The sequence below is a fragment of the Domibacillus indicus genome, from assembly GCF_000970685.1.
GTDB classification, from domain to species: domain Bacteria; phylum Bacillota; class Bacilli; order Bacillales; family Domibacillaceae; genus Domibacillus; species Domibacillus indicus.
In genome coordinates this window covers 16,382-37,466 of sequence record NZ_LAJB01000011.1, presented here as the reverse complement: position 1 = coordinate 37,466, position 21,085 = coordinate 16,382, and the positions used below count along the sequence as shown (strand labels likewise).

Annotated in this window: 24 protein-coding genes; 13 read left to right on the top strand and 11 right to left on the bottom strand. The window is 42.8% G+C overall.

Translation table 11 applies throughout. The annotated features are described in order from the left end of the window. The 3 genes from VP98_RS12950 (at window position 1) to VP98_RS12940 (ending at window position 2,592) form a co-directional block, all read left to right on the top strand. Window positions 1-795, top strand: coding sequence for an ABC transporter permease (locus VP98_RS12950; protein WP_046175812.1), 795 nt, complete (start codon window positions 1-3; stop codon window positions 793-795). Then, complete coding sequence (locus tag VP98_RS12945; protein ID WP_046175811.1) at window positions 792-1,862, top strand: ABC transporter substrate-binding protein; 1,071 nt, start codon at window positions 792-794, stop codon at window positions 1,860-1,862. Before VP98_RS12950 ends, VP98_RS12945 begins: the two co-directional genes overlap by 4 nt. A 115-nt stretch (window positions 1,863-1,977) precedes the next feature. Further along, a complete protein-coding gene (locus tag VP98_RS12940; RefSeq protein ID WP_046175810.1) occupies window positions 1,978-2,592 on the top strand; it encodes a PH domain-containing protein in 615 nt (204 codons plus the stop codon). A gap of 72 nt (window positions 2,593-2,664) precedes the next feature. Here the strand turns inward: VP98_RS12940 and VP98_RS12935 are convergent, their stop codons facing one another. The 3 genes from VP98_RS12935 to VP98_RS18325 all read right to left on the bottom strand — a co-directional run bounded on the left by VP98_RS12935 (window position 2,665) and on the right by VP98_RS18325 (window position 4,427). Next, the gene (locus VP98_RS12935) at window positions 2,665-3,090 is read right to left on the bottom strand and encodes a hypothetical protein (RefSeq protein WP_046175809.1); all 426 of its coding nucleotides are present in this window, start codon (window positions 3,088-3,090) and stop codon (window positions 2,665-2,667) included. Window positions 3,091-3,167: 77 nt separating this feature from the next. Further along, a complete protein-coding gene (locus VP98_RS12930) occupies window positions 3,168-3,950 on the bottom strand; it encodes an HAD family hydrolase (RefSeq protein ID WP_046175808.1) in 783 nt (260 codons plus the stop codon). Between the two features lie 63 nt (window positions 3,951-4,013). Beyond that, a complete protein-coding gene (locus VP98_RS18325) occupies window positions 4,014-4,427 on the bottom strand; it encodes a MerR family transcriptional regulator (protein ID WP_156151391.1) in 414 nt (137 codons plus the stop codon). A gap of 139 nt (window positions 4,428-4,566) precedes the next feature. Here VP98_RS18325 and VP98_RS12920 point away from each other — a divergent pair, with 139 nt between their 5' ends. The 6 genes from VP98_RS12920 (at window position 4,567) to VP98_RS12895 (ending at window position 9,606) form a co-directional block, all read left to right on the top strand. Further along, window positions 4,567-5,709, top strand: coding sequence for a YegS/Rv2252/BmrU family lipid kinase (locus VP98_RS12920; RefSeq protein WP_331428707.1), 1,143 nt, complete (start codon window positions 4,567-4,569; stop codon window positions 5,707-5,709). A 101-nt stretch (window positions 5,710-5,810) separates the two neighbouring features. After that, entirely contained in the window at window positions 5,811-6,320 is a 510-nt protein-coding gene (locus VP98_RS12915; protein WP_046175807.1) for a DUF4178 domain-containing protein, read from the top strand. A 20-nt stretch (window positions 6,321-6,340) separates the two neighbouring features. Further along, window positions 6,341-7,012 (top strand): PspA/IM30 family protein, encoded by a 672-nt coding sequence (locus VP98_RS12910; RefSeq protein ID WP_046175806.1) that lies wholly within the window; start codon window positions 6,341-6,343, stop codon window positions 7,010-7,012. Between the two features lie 58 nt (window positions 7,013-7,070). Beyond that, window positions 7,071-7,631 (top strand): DUF4247 domain-containing protein, encoded by a 561-nt coding sequence (locus tag VP98_RS12905; protein WP_052712236.1) that lies wholly within the window; start codon window positions 7,071-7,073, stop codon window positions 7,629-7,631. Window positions 7,632-7,656: 25 nt separating this feature from the next. Further along, complete coding sequence (locus tag VP98_RS12900; RefSeq protein WP_046175805.1) at window positions 7,657-8,052, top strand: DUF350 domain-containing protein; 396 nt, start codon at window positions 7,657-7,659, stop codon at window positions 8,050-8,052. A 12-nt stretch (window positions 8,053-8,064) separates the two neighbouring features. Beyond that, window positions 8,065-9,606 (top strand): polyamine aminopropyltransferase, encoded by a 1,542-nt coding sequence (locus VP98_RS12895; RefSeq protein ID WP_046175804.1) that lies wholly within the window; start codon window positions 8,065-8,067, stop codon window positions 9,604-9,606. A gap of 65 nt (window positions 9,607-9,671) precedes the next feature. On the opposite strand, the gene VP98_RS12890 is transcribed toward VP98_RS12895, so the two are convergent. Continuing rightward, entirely contained in the window at window positions 9,672-9,854 is a 183-nt protein-coding gene (locus VP98_RS12890; protein ID WP_046175803.1) for an SE1832 family protein, read from the bottom strand. A gap of 292 nt (window positions 9,855-10,146) precedes the next feature. Further along, on the bottom strand, window positions 10,147-11,613 hold the full coding sequence (gene cls / locus VP98_RS12885; protein ID WP_046175802.1) for a cardiolipin synthase: 1,467 nt from the start codon (window positions 11,611-11,613) through the stop codon (window positions 10,147-10,149). A gap of 164 nt (window positions 11,614-11,777) precedes the next feature. Between cls and VP98_RS18945 the strand changes: the two genes are divergently transcribed. Then, window positions 11,778-11,939: an Lmo0850 family protein gene (locus tag VP98_RS18945; protein ID WP_156151390.1), complete on the top strand. Its 162-nt coding sequence runs from the start codon at window positions 11,778-11,780 to the stop codon at window positions 11,937-11,939. A gap of 18 nt (window positions 11,940-11,957) precedes the next feature. Further along, window positions 11,958-12,842, top strand: a complete 885-nt coding sequence (locus VP98_RS12880) for a diacylglycerol/lipid kinase family protein (RefSeq protein ID WP_046175801.1) — start codon at window positions 11,958-11,960, stop codon at window positions 12,840-12,842. Between the two features lie 72 nt (window positions 12,843-12,914). Here the strand turns inward: VP98_RS12880 and VP98_RS12875 are convergent, their stop codons facing one another. The 6 genes from VP98_RS12875 to mgtE all read right to left on the bottom strand — a co-directional run bounded on the left by VP98_RS12875 (window position 12,915) and on the right by mgtE (window position 18,698). Then, entirely contained in the window at window positions 12,915-13,529 is a 615-nt protein-coding gene (locus tag VP98_RS12875; RefSeq protein ID WP_046175800.1) for a DedA family protein, read from the bottom strand. A 92-nt stretch (window positions 13,530-13,621) separates the two neighbouring features. Beyond that, a complete protein-coding gene (locus tag VP98_RS12870; RefSeq protein ID WP_046175799.1) occupies window positions 13,622-14,740 on the bottom strand; it encodes an MGDG synthase family glycosyltransferase in 1,119 nt (372 codons plus the stop codon). Window positions 14,741-14,755: 15 nt separating this feature from the next. Then, window positions 14,756-15,340, bottom strand: a complete 585-nt coding sequence (locus tag VP98_RS12865; RefSeq protein ID WP_046175798.1) for a DedA family protein — start codon at window positions 15,338-15,340, stop codon at window positions 14,756-14,758. A 36-nt stretch (window positions 15,341-15,376) separates the two neighbouring features. Then, window positions 15,377-16,078: a polysaccharide deacetylase family protein gene (locus tag VP98_RS12860; protein WP_046175797.1), complete on the bottom strand. Its 702-nt coding sequence runs from the start codon at window positions 16,076-16,078 to the stop codon at window positions 15,377-15,379. A gap of 89 nt (window positions 16,079-16,167) precedes the next feature. Beyond that, window positions 16,168-17,082 (bottom strand): hemolysin family protein, encoded by a 915-nt coding sequence (locus VP98_RS12855; RefSeq protein ID WP_052712235.1) that lies wholly within the window; start codon window positions 17,080-17,082, stop codon window positions 16,168-16,170. Window positions 17,083-17,339: 257 nt separating this feature from the next. Beyond that, the gene (mgtE, locus tag VP98_RS12850) at window positions 17,340-18,698 is read right to left on the bottom strand and encodes a magnesium transporter (RefSeq protein ID WP_156151389.1); all 1,359 of its coding nucleotides are present in this window, start codon (window positions 18,696-18,698) and stop codon (window positions 17,340-17,342) included. Window positions 18,699-18,892: 194 nt separating this feature from the next. Between mgtE and VP98_RS12845 the strand changes: the two genes are divergently transcribed. Both VP98_RS12845 and VP98_RS12840 read left to right on the top strand, forming a co-directional pair. Continuing rightward, window positions 18,893-19,663 carry a hypothetical protein gene (locus VP98_RS12845; protein ID WP_046175795.1) on the top strand — a complete coding sequence of 257 codons (771 nt, stop codon included), beginning with the start codon at window positions 18,893-18,895 and terminating at the stop codon, window positions 19,661-19,663. Window positions 19,664-20,024: 361 nt separating this feature from the next. Further along, window positions 20,025-21,080, top strand: a complete 1,056-nt coding sequence (locus VP98_RS12840; RefSeq protein WP_046175794.1) for a D-alanine--D-alanine ligase — start codon at window positions 20,025-20,027, stop codon at window positions 21,078-21,080. Window positions 21,081-21,085: the final 5 nt, after the last annotated feature.

The window sequence follows — 21,085 nt, the reverse complement described above, 5'->3', positions numbered from 1 at the left end:
ATGGCGAGGTTTTGGCCGCGCGCGTATTTGATTTTTGTTTTTATTTTGTTATATGCGCCTATTTTTTATTTAATGTTTTATTCCTTCAACAGCGGCGGCACAATGAGCAGCTTTGAAGGCTTTACGCTGGATTGGTACAAAGAATTGTTTGCTGATACACGCCTGCTCATTATTGTTTTAAATACCGTGGTTATTGCGCTTTTCTCCGCGGCAGTTTCCACTATTATCGGCGTGCTCGGCGCCCTTGCAATTATTTATGCGCGGAAACGGATTTATCAAAACGCGCTTATTTCATTAAATAATGTATTGATTGTCAGCCCGGATGTTATTATCGGTGCATCGTTTCTTATTCTTTTTACAATAATCGGCGTTAAGCTCGGGTTTGCTTCGGTTCTTTTGGCGCATATTGCTTTTTCCGTGCCTATTGTGGTTATTATGGTGCTGCCGAAGCTGGAGGAAATGAGCAGTACGTTAATCGATGCGGCACGCGATTTGGGCGCGAGCCGGCTGGACATTTTAACAAAAGTGATTCTGCCGTATATTACCCCCGGAATTTTTGCAGGGTTTTTTATGGCGCTGACCTATTCACTTGATGACTTTGCGGTTACCTTTTTTGTAACCGGCAATGGATTTACCACTCTGTCCGTTGAAATTTATTCATTGGCGCGCAGAGGCATTTCCCTTAATGTTAACGCGTTGTCTACGCTTTTATTTTTGTTTACCATCTTTCTCGTCATTGGCTATTACTTTATTCAGAAACGCAATGAAAAATCAGCTGTGGGGGTGCGGAAGTGAAGAAATTAATGCAGGCACTCATTGCCGTACTTCTTGTGGCATTTGGCCTTCTGTATGCCGTTGATCACTTAAATGCATCCAGCGGACAGACAGCAGGGAATACACTCACCGTTTACAATTGGGGAGATTACATTGATGCAGAGCTGATTGACCGTTTCGAAGAAGAAACCGGCATCAAAGTTATTTATGAAACGTTTGACTCAAATGAAGCAATGATGACCAAAATTGAACAGGGCGGCACAACCTATGATGTAGCGGTGCCGTCTGAATATATGATTGAAAAAATGCGTGAGCAGGACCTCCTTTATCCGATTGATCATTCCCGGCTGCCGAATTTAATGTATATCGATGAGCGGTTTATGGATCTGCCATTTGACCCGGGCAATCGCTATTCTATTCCTTATTTCTGGGGAACGGTTGGGATTTTATACAACACTGATAAAGTAAAAAGTGAAATTACTGCCTGGAATGATTTGTGGAAGCCTGAATTTCGCAATGATATTTTAATGATTGACGGGGCCCGCGAAGTAATCGGAATGGGCCTGAACAGCCTTGGTTATTCATTGAATGATACAAACGAAAAACATCTGCAGGAAGCGAAAGCCAAACTCGATACACTGACACCGAATATTAAAGCGATTGTTGGAGACGAAATTCGCATGCTGATGGAAAATGATGAAGCGGCTATCGGGCTTGTCTGGTCCGGCACAGCATCAGAATTAATGTGGAAAAAAGATAATCTGGAGTACGTTGTTCCGGAAGAAGGATCGAATCTCTGGTTTGACAATATGGTCATTCCCAAAACGGCAAAAAATATTGAAGCAGCCTACTCTTTCATCAACTTTATGCTTGATCCTGAAGTAGCTGCGCAAAATACAGAGTATGTCGGCTACTCAACGCCGAATAAAAAAGCACTCGAGCTTATGCCGGAAGACATCGTGAAGGACGAGCGCTTTTATCCGTCTGCTGACATGACAGCGCGTCTGGAGGTATATGAAAACCTTGGTCCGGAAATGCTTGCCCACTACAATGAACTGTTTTTAAAATTTAAAATGCACCGCAAATGAATTGGCCGGCAGCGCGCATTCTAAAAAAGAAAGCGGCTATGCCATATAAAAATTGAAACTTTTTAAAAGGAAAGCCGTAATTACTAATATGATTCGTAAAAAAGGAGATGGGACGATGTTTGGAAAAGTAGCAGCAGATGTATTAGGGTTAAGTGATGTTGGAGCGGTGATTAAGCCGGCAGATTACGATAAAGTAGATGCAGACGATTATATTATGCATGAAGACAACGAGAAAATTTATTTTCTCATCAAGTCAAAAGCAGACGAATACTGCTTTACCAATTTAGGGCTTGTTCATGTAGACGGGGCCAATGCGGTCAGCAAAAAGCGGATGCTCCGCCGCTATAACTATTCCACAAACCGTGTCTCAAATGTGTATCTTGAAACGGCCGGGACAGTTGATCTTGATGTGGAAATTAAGTTTTCTCTTGGCAATGAAACCTATTCGATTGATGTACACAAAAAACATTTGGAAGAATTAAAAGATCTATACAAAGCTCTTTTGAAAATTGCGGATATGCAGCGAGAGAATGAAATGTATCTTGGTTATGCCCAGCAGAGCCTGGATATGTCGGCCAATTCAATTAAAAACATTACGAAAACACAAATTGATCTGGCAGCTGAGTTTGAAAAGGTGAACGCGTATGCCTTTGACTGGCTGAAAAAAACGAGTGAAGAATACCGTGTAAAAGACTTTGGTGCCGTATTTGAAAAGTATATTAACAATTAACCTGAATAGTAAAAAGCAGCCCCGGCTTCTGCCGGGGCTGCTTTCTTTGGGCTGTCCAGAGAAGCCCGCTTTTTAATATTCAACGGTAAGCGATTTAAGCTCTTCAAGCTCACATGGAAGAATGGTATAGCCAAGCTGTTCCACTTTTTCCTTCATGCTGCTTGAGCAGTCGGAGCCGGAAATGAGAAAAAGCCGGTCGCGCTGTACTTTTTCATGAAAGGATGACAGCATTCCGAATAAAGCAGCTGTTTTTTCTTCAGACAGCGACTGGGTGAATGACGAGGTGGATTCCGTTACCGGTACAATCCATAATTCACATGCATCCTCTGATTGAAGAAGCTGTTCAAACACGTCTGCTTTTTCAAGCGGTGTCCGCATTGTATCGTCACGAAGTTCGTAAATTTCTTTATCGTTTAGTGATGCTTCTTCAAAGGGACGGCTGTTTTTTCTATCAAAAATTTTAATGTCCAATTTGGACGGCTGAAATTGCTTTTCCATAAATGGTTCTCTCCTCTTACCTTAAAAACAGGCAGCTATTCTTTCATAATAACTACCCGATTTTGAAAAAAATAAACCTATTCAATAAGAGAAAGAACATCTTTAAGACGGCTTAATTTGTGAATTGGATTTGCGCCTTCAACCACTTTTCCTTCGCCATGATCGATCCAGGCGGATTCAATGCCTGTCCGGGTTGCTCCTAAAATATCCGTGCCTTGATTATCTCCAACCATTAACACTTCTTCAGGATGCAAATCCATCAGCCGCAAAGCATGGTCAAAAATGGCTTTTTCAGGCTTTCCAAAGCCAAAATGCCCGGAAATCAATATATGTTCAAAATACGGGACAAGCTCGGGTGTCATGGTTAATTTTTCGAGCTGAAGGGAAGGGGCGCCATTTGTTAAAAGCAAAAGACGGATCCCTTTATCCCGCAGGGTATTCAGCACATCATATGTCTCCTCATAAACAAAAGGGGACTTGCGGCGGACAGCCCGGAACTGTTCGCGGGCCCATTCTGCTTCAGAAGAAGGAATTCCTGCCGCCGATAAGCCATTTTCCCATGCTTTCAACTGATAATCTGCAATCTGGTCACCCATTGACCGAAACCCATTATGATGGACGTCGCCAAAGTTTCCCCATAATCCTTCAAAAGGGTTAATGCCAATCGAAAGAGTGATCGGATAAAAATCATATGTTTTATACTGGGCATGTGCAGCGGCGCGGACGTGCTTTTCAATATCGGCTGCTCTTTTGTTATGCTTTTCTGCTAATTCTTTGCAGGTAACATCAAAAGCCGTTTGAATGCTTTTTTTGTCATCCAGTAATGTATCATCGAGGTCAAAAAAGATTGCTTTTTTCAAAATAGAGATCTCCTTCTTTTTCACATAGTCTGACTATAACAGGATGTACCTTTAACTTTCTATTCATTTCGACAAAAAGTTCAAAAATCCTGCTTTTCGTTTTGGTAAAAGTAAAAAAGAAGGCGGTGAATAGTCGGGAACATGATGAACAGGAAGACGATCCATCTTTGCAGACAAATCCTCATATAATTTCATTAACTGCTCCTGCCGCTTTTCGATAGCCGAAATCCGTTCTTCCATTAAAGAAAAATAGGCGTTTTGTCCAATCAAATGGGCTGCTTGTCCAGGCGGAAGATCTTCAGCGGCGGCAGTCTCAATCATCTGGCGCAGCGTAGCAAGTTCTTTTTCACTAAACTGTCTTGCGTTGCGCTTTCCCGTTTCAAACCGAAATCCTGCTCCTTCAAGTGCCATGATGTACTTGCTTAACGTTGATGGACTAATACCCAGGGCGGCTGCTGCTTCTTTCGCTGTATACATAGTAACCCTCCTTTTTTCTTTAATAATTAATACATTCAAGCCAGTCTGCTTTTTTCCTTTCACTGTTTTTAGCGAAAAAGGGCAGATTGCCATGTTCTTTTCGGCAAAATTCGGGTATACAAAAGCTAGGTGAGGAAGCATGAAATTAGTCAGCTGGACGTATACAAAACGTTATAACATTAAGGCAGTTTATGATCAGTTCCCGCATTCAAATGTTATTTTTCGGCTGATCCATACGTATTATTTTATTTACATTGTGAATTGGTCCGAAAAAGACCCGCCCGTTGGCAAAAACGATTTAGAGCAAATGGAGCTGATACTAAATGATGAATTGGGCACCGGCCAGTTTTACCGGAACCGCCGGTCGAGAAAACAAGGAGGGCCAATCGGCATGAAAAAAGCCATGATTATTGCAAATCCCTCTTCTGGAAAAGAAAAAGCGGGGGAGTATGTCAGCCAAATTACAGAACAGCTTGAGAGGCTCGGATACAATGTAAAAGCGCGTTTCACAGAAGGAGAAGGGGACGCGGAGCGCTTTGCGAAGGAAGCGTGCAGCCTGAAGTTTGATACTGTAATTGCTATGGGCGGGGACGGGACAATGAACGAAACGGTTAATGGCCTTGCTGAACAGCCGCATCGTCCTGTGCTCGGTGTTATTCCGCTTGGCACTGTTAATGACTTTGCGCGTGCATTAAATATTCCGCTTGAGCCGGAAGAGGCCATCGCTTCATTGGGAGGAAAGACGAGACCCGCTGATATTGGAAAGATTAATGATTCTTATTTTCTAAATATTTTGGCTGTTGGCGGGATTGCCGAGGCGACGGGAGAAGTAACATCTAAACAAAAAACAACACTCGGGGCGTTTGCTTACGTGGTAGAAGGGTTAAAAACACTGACAGAAAAAACACCGTTTTCGCTGACCGTTGAAGCGGATAATGAAGCAGTATATAAAGAGGAGGCACTTCTTTTTTTAGCAGCCCTGACCAATTCCGTTGGAGGATTTGAAAAGCTGGCGCCGGATGCGAAAGCGGCAGATGGGTTATTTCACTGTTTTATTGTAAAGGATGTAGCTCTGCCTAAATTGCTGCGGATTGGTACAAACCTGCTGAGGGGTGAGTTTCAGGAAGATCCGGACGTATTGTACTTTCGAACAAAAAAAGCAACTGTCCGCTCTTCGATGAACCTGACCGCGAATGTAGACGGCGACCTGGGCGATCCGGTTCCATTCCAGCTTGAGGTGCTTAAAGGGCATATTAACGTATTTACCTCGCAAAACAGCTGATAGCAGCTGTTTTTTTGTAGAAGCAAAAATTTTATGAATTTATCTGGCGAAAGTGAAACTTTCCTTTAAAATGCTCGTACATAGAGTGAGGTGAAAAACAAATGAGTTTTTGGAGGCGGCTTTTTGGCGGGACCGAAGAAAATGTGCCGGAAGCGGAAGAACGAACACTGCTTACACTGCGTGTAGGGGATTTTGTTACGTATGATCTGGTGGATTACGAAGTAACAGGAAAAATTCATTACAATGACAGCGGCTACACGTGGGATGCGTATCAGCTGGCGGCAGATGGGAAAACACACTGGTTAAGTGTAGAGCTGGATGATGAGCTTGAAGTGGGGATGTATGAAACCATTCGCCTGCCGGGTCTTGAGCCAGGGACGAAAAAAGTATCTCATGAAGGGCGCACGTATTATCTGGAAGAACAGGGGCGCGCTTATGTAAAAGGTGAAGGCCGAAGCGAGAATGTCCATGGCAAAAATGTGGATTACTATGATTACACCGATGACTCGGAGGAACACTTCTTATCTGTGGAAGTGTGGGGCGGCGATGTTGAAGTCAGCTATGGGTATGAAATTGAGGAATACGAAGTGACTATTTTAGCGGGAAGCTAACAACATTGGAGGAGAAAAAAATGTTTCAATTTTTTAAGCGTGTAAGAACATATGTAGGTTCGGAATTAAATGCAGCACTTGACAAAGCGGAAGATCCGGTAAAAATGCTCGACCAGTTCATGCGGGAGATGTCCGCTGATATCCGCGATGCGGAAACAGCTGTGGCAAAGCAGATTGCAAATGAAAAAATGCTGAAAAAGAAGTACGAAGATGCGAACAGCATGGTTGAAAAGCGCCAGCAGCAGGCGGTCGACGCGATTGAAGCGGAAAATGAAGACCTGGCCCGCCGTGCGCTTGAGGATAAGAATAATTACGCCAAGCAGGCGGAATCCATGAAAGAAGCCCATGCACAGGCCGCAGCGGATGCAGCAGCCCTTCGTGAAAAGCTGTCAGAAATGAAGCGGGAATACGAAGAAATGCAGCTGAAAAAAGATTCATTAAAAGCCCGGGCAGAATCAGCAAAAACAAGAACGAAAATGAACCGGGCTATGTCATCGGTTGGCAGTGATGAATCGAAACGCGGCTTTGAACGCATGGAAGAAAAAGTAATGCAGTATGAAGCAGAAGCCGAAACATCCGAAGACTTACGTGCCGGTTCAAGAAGCCTGGACGATGAATTAGCTGCCTTAAAGAAAAACAGCGCAGTGGATGACGAACTGGCCGCATTGAAGCAAAAGCTCGGAAAAGAATAAGGAACCGCGGCCCGCCCGGTGCGGCGGGCCGTTTCTGTTCATTTGGAGTGTTTTCATAATGAAAAAAAAGAAATGGCTGACAATGACGATAGCGGCAGTCTTGTTTTTGGCTGCCTGCGGCTTGCAGGAAGCGGACGATTATATTGATGAAAATTATACATTTATTGATGCTGTCCAGAGCAGTACAAATGCCAGTGACCGGGCTATGGTTTACCGGACTGATCAAAGCCTTGCAGATACAGCAGCTGAACTTATTGATGTGCAGGAGCCTGAACAGGTTGGGGAAGCAGTAGATGGACGGCAGGTGCTTGTTTATGATGATGAATTTATTATCTTAACGGAAGATCCGGACAATCCCGGCTCGACCCTTGTAGAAGTAGCCGAGGACGAATTTGTCCGCACACATTACAATCCTGGCTTTTTTACCGGAATGTTTCTTGGCTCTATGTTAAATGGCCGCTTCGGCTCAAACTGGGAGCGGACACAGGCTAATAAATGCAGAAACAATAATGATGATTGTTATTCCGGCGGCGGCTATTATGGAACTGGAACTTTTTCATCAGGCTCTTACGGCCGGGGTGCAACATTCCGCGGCGGCGGGCCAGGAGAAGGAAAATAATAAGACGAAATGAGGGAATGCAGCGGTGAATCCATTTTTGCTTACTCTTTTATATTGGGCTGCAGCGATTGTGGTCGTTATAGCAGGACTGGTTATTTTTGAATTAATGACGAGAAAGTATAAAGACTGGGATGAGATCAAAGGAAATAATGCGGCAGTTGCACTGTCAATCGGCGGAAAAATAATCGGTATTTGTGTTATTATGACATTTTCTATTTTCCATAATGATTCGATTAGTGAGACGATTATATGGGGATTGTTCGGCATGGTTCTTCAGCTTCTTGCGTATCTGCTGTTTGAACTGCTTACAAGAGGCTTTTCTGTTGAAGAGCAGCTGAAAAAAGGAAACCTGGCTGTCGGTATTGTCTCTTTTTCTGTATCCGTCGGTCTGGCGTTTGTTATTGGCGCCTCAATTACATAAGGCGGTGTTAGAATGACTGAACAGGAATCTCTTCGGCAAAGCCGGGCGATTTATTATGCATCAGGTATTGTTTCCATATGCGGAATTATATTTGAAGTGCTGTTCGGTGCACTCGGGTCATACATTTTAGGAGATGGGGTAAAGCAATATACGCTGACCATCTCTCTTTTTTTAACCGGAATGGGCATCGGCGCATACATAAGTGAAAAAATGACACGAAATTTGATCGCTTCGTTCATTTGGATTGAATATGGAATTGGGCTGGCAGGCGGTTTTTCCGCCATGCTGCTCTTTGGGGTGACGGCATACCTGCCGGAAGGCACAGATGCATTGTTTTTATATGGAGTTACGCTGCTCGTTGGAACGTTAACAGGGGTCGAGCTTCCCATCTTAATCCGGAAAGCGAATGAAATCGGGGTCACGCTTGAAAAAAGTGCGGCAAAGGTTTTGTTCTCCGATTATGCCGGCGGTCTGATTGGCGGATTATTGTTTTTGTTTCTTCTTCGGCCATACTTTGGGCTCGTTAAAACATCGTTCCTTGTCGCGCTGATCAATGTAGCGGTAGCTCTCTGGATTGTATTCCGGTTTCGCCATGAGTTAAAGCGTTTCTGGGTTCATGCTCTGAGCGGCATAATATTTTTAATCATTTTGGTCAGCGGTGCTTTATTTGGAGAAGAAGCGGCTTTTCATTTTGAACAAAAGCTGTATAAAGACCCGGTTGTTTTTTCTGAGCAAACTGCATATCAGCAGATTATTTTAACAAGGGAGCAGGGAGATACAAGACTTTATTTGGATGGACAGCTGCAATTCAGCTCTTCCGATGAATACCGCTATCACGAAATTCTTGTTCATCCCGTAATGGCTGCAGCCGCACGCCGCGATCGCATTCTCGTGTTGGGCGGCGGGGACGGCCTTGCTGTTCGTGAATTGGTAAAGTACAACGATCTGAAAGATGTAACGCTGGTAGATCTTGATCCGGCTATGACTCAAACAGCTCGAACGAACCATTTGCTGACAGACTTAAACGAGGGGGCACTGGATGATCCACGCGTGAAAATTGTAAATGAAGATGCTTTTCAATTTTTGGAAAAGGCGGAGGGCTTTTATGATGTGGTGATCATTGATCTGCCTGATCCAAATAATGAATCGTTAAACAAGCTTTATACCCAGGAGTTTTATTCTCTCGTCCGCAATCACCTGCATCCGGACGGAGCCATGATTGTACAGGCAACAAGTCCGGTATTCGCTCCGAAAGTGTACTGGACCATTGACCGGACTGTACAGGCAGCCGGTTTGCAGACAGAAAACCTTCATGCTGATATTCCGAGCTTTGGCGGCTGGGGATACGTACTGGCATCGCGGAATGAAATCAAGGTAGAAGAGTTGAAGCTTTTAAAGGATACAAAGTATTTAACGAGCGATATGCTGCCGGCGCTTGCGAAATTCGGAAAAGACGAAGACGCGGTGATGGAAGACGGAACAACACTTGAACCGAACACGCTAATTCGTCCCAATTTGATCGAAGTATACGAAAAGTCGTGGCGTTATTACTAAACTGCTTAACGACATAAGCCGCCTTTGAAAAAGAGGCGGCTTATTTTGCGAACAGTACAATAATATTATTTTTCAGCTGCCATAAGCTGTTCGTTTAGTTCTCTCAGCTCGTTCTCCAGTTGAACAAGCATTTCTTCTGCTTTAGATGTTCCATGTCCAGTAGACTCTAATTTTTCGATGTCTCCCTGTATACGCATATAATCCATCTTTAATTCTCGGATTTTATATTCAATTTGTGACTTGTTCATGCGATTACCGCCTTTTTTATTTTATTTTATCAAATAAAAAAGCCGCCTGCATCCGGCAGGCGGCTTTTAATTATTAGCGGGAAAGCAAAAATTCAATGGCGAGGTTTAGGAAAAACACCGTATGGACCGCTGCGAAAATAAGTCCCTGTTTGTTTAGACGCTGCATTAATACATGATCCATATCAATCACCTCATAGATTAGTTTGTAAATATACTATAGCATATGTTCACAAAATGTTCAAAAAGAATTTACGGAATTGTAACAAAAAAGAAGCAGAGAAAGTCTGCTTCTTTAAAGAATAGGAGATAAGAGGCGAGAGATAGACTCTTTGAATTTTATCCACTTGGATCGCTGCTGGTAAAGAGTGGGCGTCAGTTCATAAGAAACCGTCATATCATGGCGGAAAATTTTTGCAAGCCGGCTGCCTGTTTCATAATCGTATAGAAAAGCATTCACTTCAAAATTTAACCGGAAGCTCCGCACATCAATATTCGCGGTTCCTACTGAGCTTAATTTTTCATCTGCCACAATCGTTTTAGCGTGAATGAATCCGTCATTGTAAATATAAATTTTTGCTCCTGCCTTCATTAATTCACCTGCATAGGAGTAGGTGGCCCAGTAAACAAATGGATGGTCAGGCTTATTGGGAATCATAATTTTTACATCAATCCCTGACAAAGCCGCTACGCGAAGTGCGTCTAAAATACTTGCATCCGGAATAAAATATGGTGTCTGAATATAAATGGACTTCTGGGCAGTCATAATAAGCTTAATATAGCCGCTTTTGATTTGTTCCCATTCAGAATCCGGCCCGCTTGTAACAATCTGCATCGCTGCATCGCCTGTATGTTGTGGAACAGGGAATAACCGCTCTTCATACATAAAGTCATGCCGTTTTGATGCCTGGTTCCAATCTAAGATAAAGCGAGTTTGCAGGGCATGGACAGCACTTCCTTCAACGCGGAGATGCGTATCACGCCAGTAGCCAAAAGAAGGGTCCTTTCCCAGGTACTCGTCTCCAACATTAAAGCCGCCCACATAGCCTGCCTGCCCATCAATTACAACAATTTTCCGGTGATTCCGGTAATTAAGGCGCAAATTAATAAACGGGATGCGGGAGGGGAAAAAGGTTTCCACCACACCGCCTGCTTCTATAAGCTTTCGAAAATGCTTGCGACGAAGCGTTCTGGAGCCCATATCATCGTACAGGAGACAGACCTCTACGCCTGCAAGAGCTTTTTCAGTTAGGAGTGCAATAAGCTTTTTTCCAAGTTCGTCGTTGCGAAAAATATAGTACTGAATATGAATATGATTTTTGGCATTGCGTATGTCGGCCATAAGCGCATCGAATTTTTCGGCACCGTCTGTATAAATATATATATTATTGTCTTCGGACAAAACAGCATCGTTATGGCTGAGCAGCATATACACCAGCTTTTCATTTTGTTTCGTGTGTGGATTCGCAAATGGATAAATGCCGCTTTTAATTGCTCTTTTTTGATGCTCGATTTGTTCTTCAATTCCGACTTTCTTCTTATCCTCCCAATCAAAAAGCCGCTGTCTGCTTAAGTTTTGCCCGAAAACAAGATAAAGCACAAAGCCGAGAAAGGGGATGAAAAAAAGAACCATCAGCCATGCCCAGGTGGCCCCCGGGTCACGCCGTTCAAGAAAAATAATGATAGCTGCCAGTATAAGATTCAGGGCAAAGAACAAATAAGCCGCCCATGGAAAAAAATATAATTCAATTAACACATTCATCACCGATCCATTCTAAAAAATGATCATCTTTACTATACACGAAAAACTCTTAATGATCTGGATTGAAAACGGTAAAATGGGGAAAATAAAAAAGGATGACAAAAAAATGAAACACTTTTTTATAAATAACGTATAAAAACTAAAAACAAAAAGGATGGATCACAATGAAAAATACGGAGCGGACAAGGCAGATTGTGGACAACATCACCAGGCTGGGCGTAAAAGCCACTGTAACGAAATCAAGAGCAGTATTATGGAACGCGCTGCAGGGCAGCGGAAAAACGAAAAGTCAGCTGAAAGTGGTGACTTCCTGCCATTCTGGATAAGGAAGGAGGCGTATAACGATGCATTTTAAAAAAGGGCTTCTCTTATATAATGAGCAAGCAGGCAAAGGAACAGTGCCAATTACGGAACAAATCATTCCTGTGTTAAAAGAAGCAGTCGAATACGTAGAGGAACAGCTTATTTCCGTACCGGGAGAAGGAGAAAAAATTTGCATCGAACAGGGACACAATTATGATGTTATTATTCTCTATGGCGGCGATGGAACCATTCATGAATGTGTAAATGGCATTGCCCGGTTAAAAAACAGGCCGGTTGTCGCTGTGCTGCCTGGCGGAACATGCAATGATTTCAGCCGGGCGATTGGTGTGCCTGAAGAAATTGATGCAGCCTGCCGTCTGCTGAATACAGGAATAATTCGTGAGGTAGACCTTGGTTTTATGAATGACCGCTATTTTGTGAATTTTTGGGGAATCGGCATGATTACCCAAACATCGGACAATATTGATGAAAGCAAAAAAAAGCTTATGGGAAAAATAAGCTACTATTTAAGTGCCCTGGAGAGTATTCGCAATCCTTCTTTTTTTCATTATATGATTGAAGCGGACGGTATGAAACTTGAAGGAGATGCCGTAATGGCAATAGCGTTAAATGGGAATCATATCGGTACTGTTAATTTGCCTTTTAAAGCAAGCCATGAAGACGGCTATCTGGATCTTATTCTTGTAAAAGAATCAGGATTCCCACTTATTAAAGAAGTGATTCAGACTGAAAAAATAAAAGCAACTGGTGAACATGCGGTTAACCTTGAACATTACCGGGTACAGTCTTTTACTATTGCAACAGACAGGCCGATGCGAATTGATATGGATGGGGAAGTATATACAGTTACACCCTCTGTCTGCCGGGTGAAGAAAAAACATCTCCGCTTTGTTTGTTCCATATAAAAGCGCCCGGATCCATAGGACCAGGACGCTTTTAACAGGAGAAGGAGAAGCCTGCTGCAGAAAGAAACGGTATTAAACGGAACGGCTGCGAAACTTTTTAATAAACCAAATAACCGCAGCGATAAAAAGAATAGCTAAAATTGCATACACAATATTTGAATAGACGTCCATATATTCAACAACTGTATGCCATGAATCAGAAAAAGCCGCTCCCAGGTTAACAAGAATGGTATTCCAAATTAATGTTCCAGCCGTTGTAAACAAGAGGAACAGAAAAAAGTTCATATTGGACATGCCTGCTGGAATAGAAATGAGGCTCCGGATTAAAGGGACCATCCGGCATAAAAAAACCGTCCATACTCCATACTTATCAAACCAGGCATCTGCCCGATGAAGATCTTCCTTTTTTAGGCGAAGAAATTTCCCATACCGTTCAATAATTTTTTCTAAATTTTCCACATCCATTAATAGTCCAATAGCATATAAAATGACAGCACCGATAACCGAACCGGCTGTTGAAGCTAAAATGACGCCTGTAACCGTTAAATCTGTCTGTCCGGTCATAACGCCGCCAAATGTGAGAATGACTTCGGACGGAATCGGAGGAAAGAGGTTTTCAAGCGCAATTAAGAAAAAAACTCCCCAGAGTCCGTATTGCTCCATCATTGAAATAATCCAGTTTTCCATTACATTCCCTTTCTTTGAAGAAAATTTTTCGCTTCGGTTGACATTATAGCATGGACAAGCAAAAGCGCACCAATAAAAAGAGAAACCCCGCTTTAAAGCGGGACAGAAGAAGAGGTATTTCCAAAAATGGACGTTAAAGTCCTTGTAAGTGTATGTTCTTTCTCAAGGCTGTATTGGTCAAGCCGCTTTTTCCATTTGCTTCGCTCGATATCACTGTCAATAATAGCGGTAATTTGCTGTTCAACAGGAATATGATCGGTCAGCTCATAAATCAACTCGCGTTTTTTTAAATAATCTGCATTAAATTCCTCTTGCCCGGGAAGTGCACCTGAGATAAAGACAGGAAGCTCTTTCTCAAGCACTTCGCTGACCGTAATGCCGCCTGGTTTTGTAATAATGGCGGATGCTTCTTCGTAAAATCGGTTCATTTCCTCGCGGCTGCTCATATAAGGAAGGGCTTTAATCCGTGGATTCCCCATTTCTTCAATTTGCATTCTTAATTTTTCATTATGGCCGCACAGCACCTTATATGTGTAAGAAAGAGCATGAGTATTTAGGTGCTGAAGCAGCTTCTCTAATTGTCCAAGACCGCTGTTGCCGCCTGCCACGAGGATAGACCTGTGTTTTGTAAGGGCATGATCTACTCCAAAAGAAGGATGGACGGGAATGCCGGTTACATATACTTGTCCTGCCGGAACGCCAAGACGCATCAGCCATTTTTTCGCTTCTAAATGAGGAACAAAATGATAATCAATGCAGCGTTTCCCCCATACATCACTAACAAAAAAGTCCGTGTAAACATTGATAACTGGCACGGTTACTTTTTTCTGGCGTTTTAAATGGTTTAACAGCTTTGATGGATAGCTGTGTGTACATATTATATAGTCCGGCTGCTCTTTTTCGATCAGCCGCGCAAGACGGAACTCAAAATATTTGTCCCATACATGAAGCGGCATTTGCTCATTTCTCCTGCCATCTGCTGTATAAATGAAGGACTTGTAAAATTTGCTGTAGGATTCCGGCTTTTTACTTATCCATTGCATATACATTTTTGAAACCACTGATTCAACAGACTCATGACAGTAGCTTAAAATATCAACAGTCTGAATGTGGGCATCCGGACGGATCATACTAATATGTTCGATGATGGCTTCCGCGGCTTTATGATGGCCTGATGACAGGCGAAATAAAGGAAGCACAATAATTTTCATATCAATTTGACTCCTTTAACGGCGGGTATTTGACGATTTTTTTAATTTAAATAAAAAATGGGCAACAAATAAAAGAAAAAAGAATGCGCCGGCAGCAGCCAGGTATTCCGGCTCAATTCGTATATAAGAACTAATTAAAAAACCAGCTGACATATAAATGAATACCCATATAAAAGCCCCTAAAACGGAAAGGGCGAGAAAGCCGGGTATTGAAAATTTTGCAATGCCAGCAAAGTAAGGATTAAATTGACGGATGCCCGGAACAAAAAAGCCAGCTAAAAGTGCACGGGATAAGTCCCAATGCAAAATGGTTTTCCGCAGTCTTTTTTTCGTAACACCCAGGTATTTGCCGTATCGGTCCAGCAGAGGCTGTCCAATCATGCGGCCAAGCGTATAGCTGATGATCATTCCGACAATTGTGCCTGCCACCAGTGAGAAAAGAGCGCCTGTAAACGAAATTGACCCGTTTTTTGCAAGCATTCCGACATATACATACAGGCTTTCTTCAGGGGCTGGAATGCCCACAATTCCAAAAACGCCGGCCACAAATAAAATGGCATATCCGTACTTTGATAAATAAGCAATAACTAATGATTCCATTCGAATTTTCACTCCAAAACAAACCGGGCTGGCAGGTTAGTTATTTCTGAGCAGCGTGCCTACTGTGACAAATGAAAAAGCTGAGGACACCTGATCTGATAAAAACAGGTGAAGCGCATCGATCATGACAAGTGGTGCTTTTTCATAAGCGCCGGCTGTTTCTCCGCTGTCATGAAGTGTAATGATGGCGCCGTTTGACCTTGCCATCCGTAATTTCTCGGCCAGCTTTGGGGATGTCATGCTTTTTTTCCAGTCACCAGGAATAGAAGTCCACATAACAGTTTGAAACGAAGCGGCTTTGGAAAAAGTAAACGGGTTGAAATGACCCCAGGGCGGCCGATAAAAAGTGACAGAGTTCCCGGTAATGGAGCGTACGCTGTCCGCCGCTTCGCTGAGCTGCTTTTCTAAAGCGGCAGGTGTCAAAAGCCAGTTTGAACGATGCTGTTGATTGTGAATACCGATTTCATGTCCTTCCATTTCTATTCTACGGATCAAGGAAGGATAAAGTTTCGCTTTTTCTCCAACCACAAAAAAGGTCGCTTTTACATTATATTGCTTTAAGGTATCTAATAGAAGAGGTGTATAGATAGGGTGGGGCCCATCATCAAATGTTAGGGCAATTTCCGGACGCCCGGGTCCGCGCTTTTTTATGTTTTTCTCAAATGTCCGCGCATATACAGTTGGCAGCACAGTCCAGGAAGCTGCAAGCAGCAGGCCGGCCGCTAAAACTTTTTTCATATTAATAAACTCCATTCCGAAATAGTATGTCCAGTCCAATTATAAAGGTGTTCTAACAAAAACAAAACCCGCTTTTCAGCGGGTTTTGTTTAGGCGTTATAAGGTTCTGCGATTACAACAGATGCTGAATCTGAATCATTTTCCTGCCGGGCTGCATCCTGTTCAGGAGCCCGTTGGATTTCGACGTGCCTGATTTGCTGGTCTTCCATCTGCAGGACTGTAAACAAGAACCCGTTATGCTCAATTGATTCACCGGGCTGGATATCGTAATTCTCTGTTAAAATCCAGCCGCCAAGTGTGTCAACATCTTCATCATTCATGTCGATATTAAGCAGCTGGGCCGTTTCTGCAATAGGCATTTTACTGCTGGCAATATAATGAGTATCACCAATTTGCTGAATGAGGGGCGGTTCTGCAATATCAAATTCGTCATACAGCTCACCAACAATTACTTCAACTATATCTTCCGCTGTAACAATACCGGCAGTACCGCCATATTCATTAATGAGCATAACCATTTGCGTACGGTCGGACTGCATTTTTGCCAGCAATTCGTGTACGGGTGTCGAATCAATCATACGGGTAATCGGCCGGACGAAATGCTTGATGCTTTTTGAACCTACAACAGGGTCCGTTACATATTCAGCAATAACTTCCTTAAAATTAACAAAGCCGATAATCCGGTCTTTGTCTCCGTCTGCCACAGGATAACGGGTATATTTCGTTTCCCGGAACAGGGCTATACAATCACGCACAGTGTCTTCCTGTTCAAAATAAACCATTTCTGTACGGGGAACCATCACTTCTGTTGCGGTTCGATTATCAAGCAGTGACAGGTGATTCTCATACTCATCGCCGCTTAGTTCGGCGAGCAGAGCCGAAGAACGTCCTCTCGAGGGGGGTTCTCCTGTTTCATTTGATTCTTTTTTTCGTTTTACATAACGAATGGCTGTAAATGATAACGCTAAAAGGATAACAGCAATAAGCCCAATCCATATGTCCAATCGGGTTTCTCCTTCCGCCTGGGCGAAAGAAGAAGTCACCTCCTATTAAATATGATGATCAAAGATGAAAAACCGGCAGTATATAACGAATTGGTTACCGTCAATGTCCCATTTGATCACCCTCTTTCCATCTGTCTTTTTAGGGAACTTTACTATAACAGGCATACTCACCGCTGAGCGAAATAGCGGGAACATCCTATACGGGTTAAGTAATTTTATTATAATAAAGTCAGATTATTCGGTCAAACAACGGGTTTTTATAAAAGCTGTGTCAGGAACCAGGAAGCAATCGTAAAATACGTAATTAGCGAAAAAATATCGTTGATCGTTGTAATCAGCGGTCCCGAAGCAACAGCAGGATCAACGTTTAATTTATATAAAAGAAGCGGAATAACAGTGCCGGCAAGCGTACCGATAATAAGTGTCAGCAAAAGAGACGCTCCCACAACAAATCCTAAAACACCGCTGCCCTGCCAGAAAAAGGCGATGAAAAAAATCAGAATCCCGCAAACAGCGCCAATAATGAGCCCAACCCCAAATTCACGCAGAATAAGCGACATAACAGTCCGCATATCAATATCACGTGAGGCAAGTCCGCGTACGACAACGGCCAGTGACTGTGTACCCGTATTTCCGGTCATGCCTGAAATCATCGGCATAAAATAGGTGAGTGCTACTACTTGCTGAAGTGTATTTTCAAAGCCGGAAATAATGCTGCCGGATACAAGACCGATAAATAACAGCAGCACGAGCCAGGGAAGGCGCCTGAAAGCTGCGACGCCTGCTTTCGTATCAAAATCAATTGCTTTACCAGAAGCGGACAGCTTCTCAATGTCTTCATTTGCTTCCTGTATCACAACATCAATAATATCGTCAAAAGTAACAATTCCCACTAAAACTCCCCGGTCATCAACAACAGGAATCGCTAAGAAGTCATATCGTTCAATGAGGCGGGCGATTTCTTCCTGGTCGGTATATACATCAACGGAAATCACCCGTCCATACATAATATCTGCAATTTTCTCATGGGTATCTGCCAGGAGCATATCCCGATAAGAAACAACGCCTACGAGTTTCTTATCATCATTAATAACGTATAAATAATTGATGGTTTCAGCAAATTCAGCAAACGATTTTAATTTTTCAACCGCTTCCCGAACTGTATAAGAGTGTTTGATCCAGACGAAGCGGTTTGTCATAAGCCGCCCGGCCGTTTCTGCAGGGTAGCTCATCATATTTTCAATGATTGTAGATTCCTCTTTTTTCATACCGGATAAAAATTGTTTAATGTTTTCCGGCGACATATCATCAAGAAGAGAGGCTAAATCATCGTTGTCCATATCATCGAGCACCTTGCGGGATCTTTCTTTCCCAACTTTTTTTAAAACGGTCAGCTGCTCGTCACTTTCAAGCTCCTGAATCATATCGGTCAAAATCGGAATGGTTAAATGAAGCAGAAACCGCGTCTGGTGCTTTTCCGGCAAATTACGGTAAATAGCCGCCATATCATAGGGATGAAGTTCATCAACCAATTGCTGCAAATCCGTTTTTTTTCCTTCTTTTAAATGCTTGATGACAAGCAGGGTCAGCTGGTCTTCGGTTAAATTCGAAATCACAGGCATCCCCTCCTTTAAAATAAAATCCTGGCTGCTCCTTTAGTATAAAACGAAACGAATTAAAAAGTGTCACAGATTATGTGAAATTCATCATAAATTTACATACGCATGCGGGTGAATTTTGATAAAATAACAGTATAGCAAAAAAAAAAGGTTTCAGCTATGTACTTTGTCACGATGTGGAGGTTGCGCGATTGAAAAATCCCGGAAACATGAAAGAGCTCATTTATATACATTTACATCCGATTAATCAATATGTCATTTCGTATGGAATAGAATTCCAGGAATTTATGAGGTCTCTTCCGGAAGTGCCGCCCCATCTGCTTTTATTGAAGCATAAATTCGAAGGCAGCGACTTTAATATGCATACCCGTTTTGATTATATTGAAGCGGGGGATTTTCCTCATCTTCTCAAGGAAGATGTTGGGGAGTACGGTGACTTTTGCTGGATTGATTTTGAAGATACAGATGGATTAAACGAAATGGAAGGGTGGGAAGTTGCCGAGATTTTATATCTGGCGCATAGTAAAGAACACTTACGTACTCCTTTTTATAGTAAGCTGAATAACCGTTACGCTTACTTATCACATGATGATGAATGGTTTAATAAAACCTACTACCGCCACATTCCGGATTTTTACAGCATGCTTGGTACTCTTATTGCGCTGAAGCTTGGCTTATTCCGAAGCGAACGCTCATTTTTTGCTTTGAAAAAAGGGTCCGCATTTCCGCCAATCCCGCCAGAAATGGTGGCAAGGCTCAGCGGCGGAATGAAAGAAGGAGTCGCCATTTCTTTGTCAAAAGCTGAACAGAGCCGTTTTAAAGTTGAAGTTCCCATGTGGGTGGTCGGTGACCACATCAGTATGGATGATGTTTTTGACGATTATATGGCAAGCTTCCGGAAGCAGCCGGATGCCCAGCTGGTATTTGATAAAAAAACTCACGAGTGGAGTATTTTTTCTTAATGGACAGATTCTCACAAAGAGAATCTGTTTTTTGTATAGCAGCTGAGTTCTATTTATTAACCTGTCAAAAACGGAGGTGCTGCACTGTCACTTGCAGTGCTGGAAGTATCTTGAGGAGGAAGGGAAAGCAGTAGTCACTCTTAACCGCCATAGAAGTAAGAATGAAATCGGCCATAACGCCATGACAGGTGCCGTTTCAACGGTAAAGGTTCCGCAGATAAAAGCGCACGGCCGAATATTGTTATTATTTTGAAAGGGTCACATATAAATAAATTGAGCATGAAGTCGGATGGAAAGATTCTGTTTATTGAAAGAAAGCATGGTAGAATAAAAGCGACCGACTTTTTTTGGAGGATGAATGATGAAAACAAAACTTGGATTGCTTTACGGAGGAAAATCAGCCGAGCATAACGTATCACTGCAGACGGCAAAAGCTGTAACCGCAGCGATTAATTTAAATAAATTTGATGTATACCCTGTTTATATTTCAATAGACGGCACGTGGACAGAAGGCGAAAAGCTGACGGCGCCTGCAGAAACAGTGGAGGAGCTGAAGCTGGCTGGGAACGGCGGCACTGAGCATGTACTTTCTATGCTTGCGCAAAAAAAGTATGATGTTGTTTTTCCGCTTTTACATGGACCTAATGGAGAGGACGGCACAGTGCAGGGGCTTCTTGAAGTCTTAAACGTACCTTATGTAGGAAATGGTGTACTTGCTTCTTCGGCGGGAATGGATAAAGTTATCATGAAAAATGTATTCGCACAGGCAGGCCTGAAACAGGTAGGCTATACACATATGACACAGACAAAATGGGAACAGAATAAAGATGAAGCATGCAGCCGGATTGAAAAGGAAATCGGCTGGCCATGCTTTGTGAAGCCGGCCAATCTGGGGTCAAGTGTCGGAATCAGCAAGTGCCAAAATCAGGATCAGCTTGCAGCCGCGATGGAAGAGGCGTTTCAATTCGACCGGAAAGTCATTGTTGAAGAAGGTGTAACAGCCCGTGAAATTGAGGTTGGCATTTTAGGGAATGATGATCCAAAGTGCTCTGTAATTGGTGAAATTGTGCCGAAGAAGGATTTCTACGACTATAAAGCAAAATACGAAGATGGCGATACGGCCTTGATTATTCCGGCGGAAATCACGGAAGCGCAGCAAAAGGAAATGAAAGAGCTGGCGATTCGGGCTTATCAGTCACTTGATTGCTCGGGTCTTGTACGGGCTGACTTTTTTCTGACAGAAAACGGCGAATTTCTTATCAATGAAGTAAATACAATGCCTGGATTTACGCCATTCAGCATGTTCCCACTTCTTTGGAAAGAAGCGGGAATCGATTATCCAGAGTTAATTGAGAAAATGATCGAGCTTGGCATTGAACGCCATACAGAAAAACAATCAATTAAATATACGGTTTAAAGGTG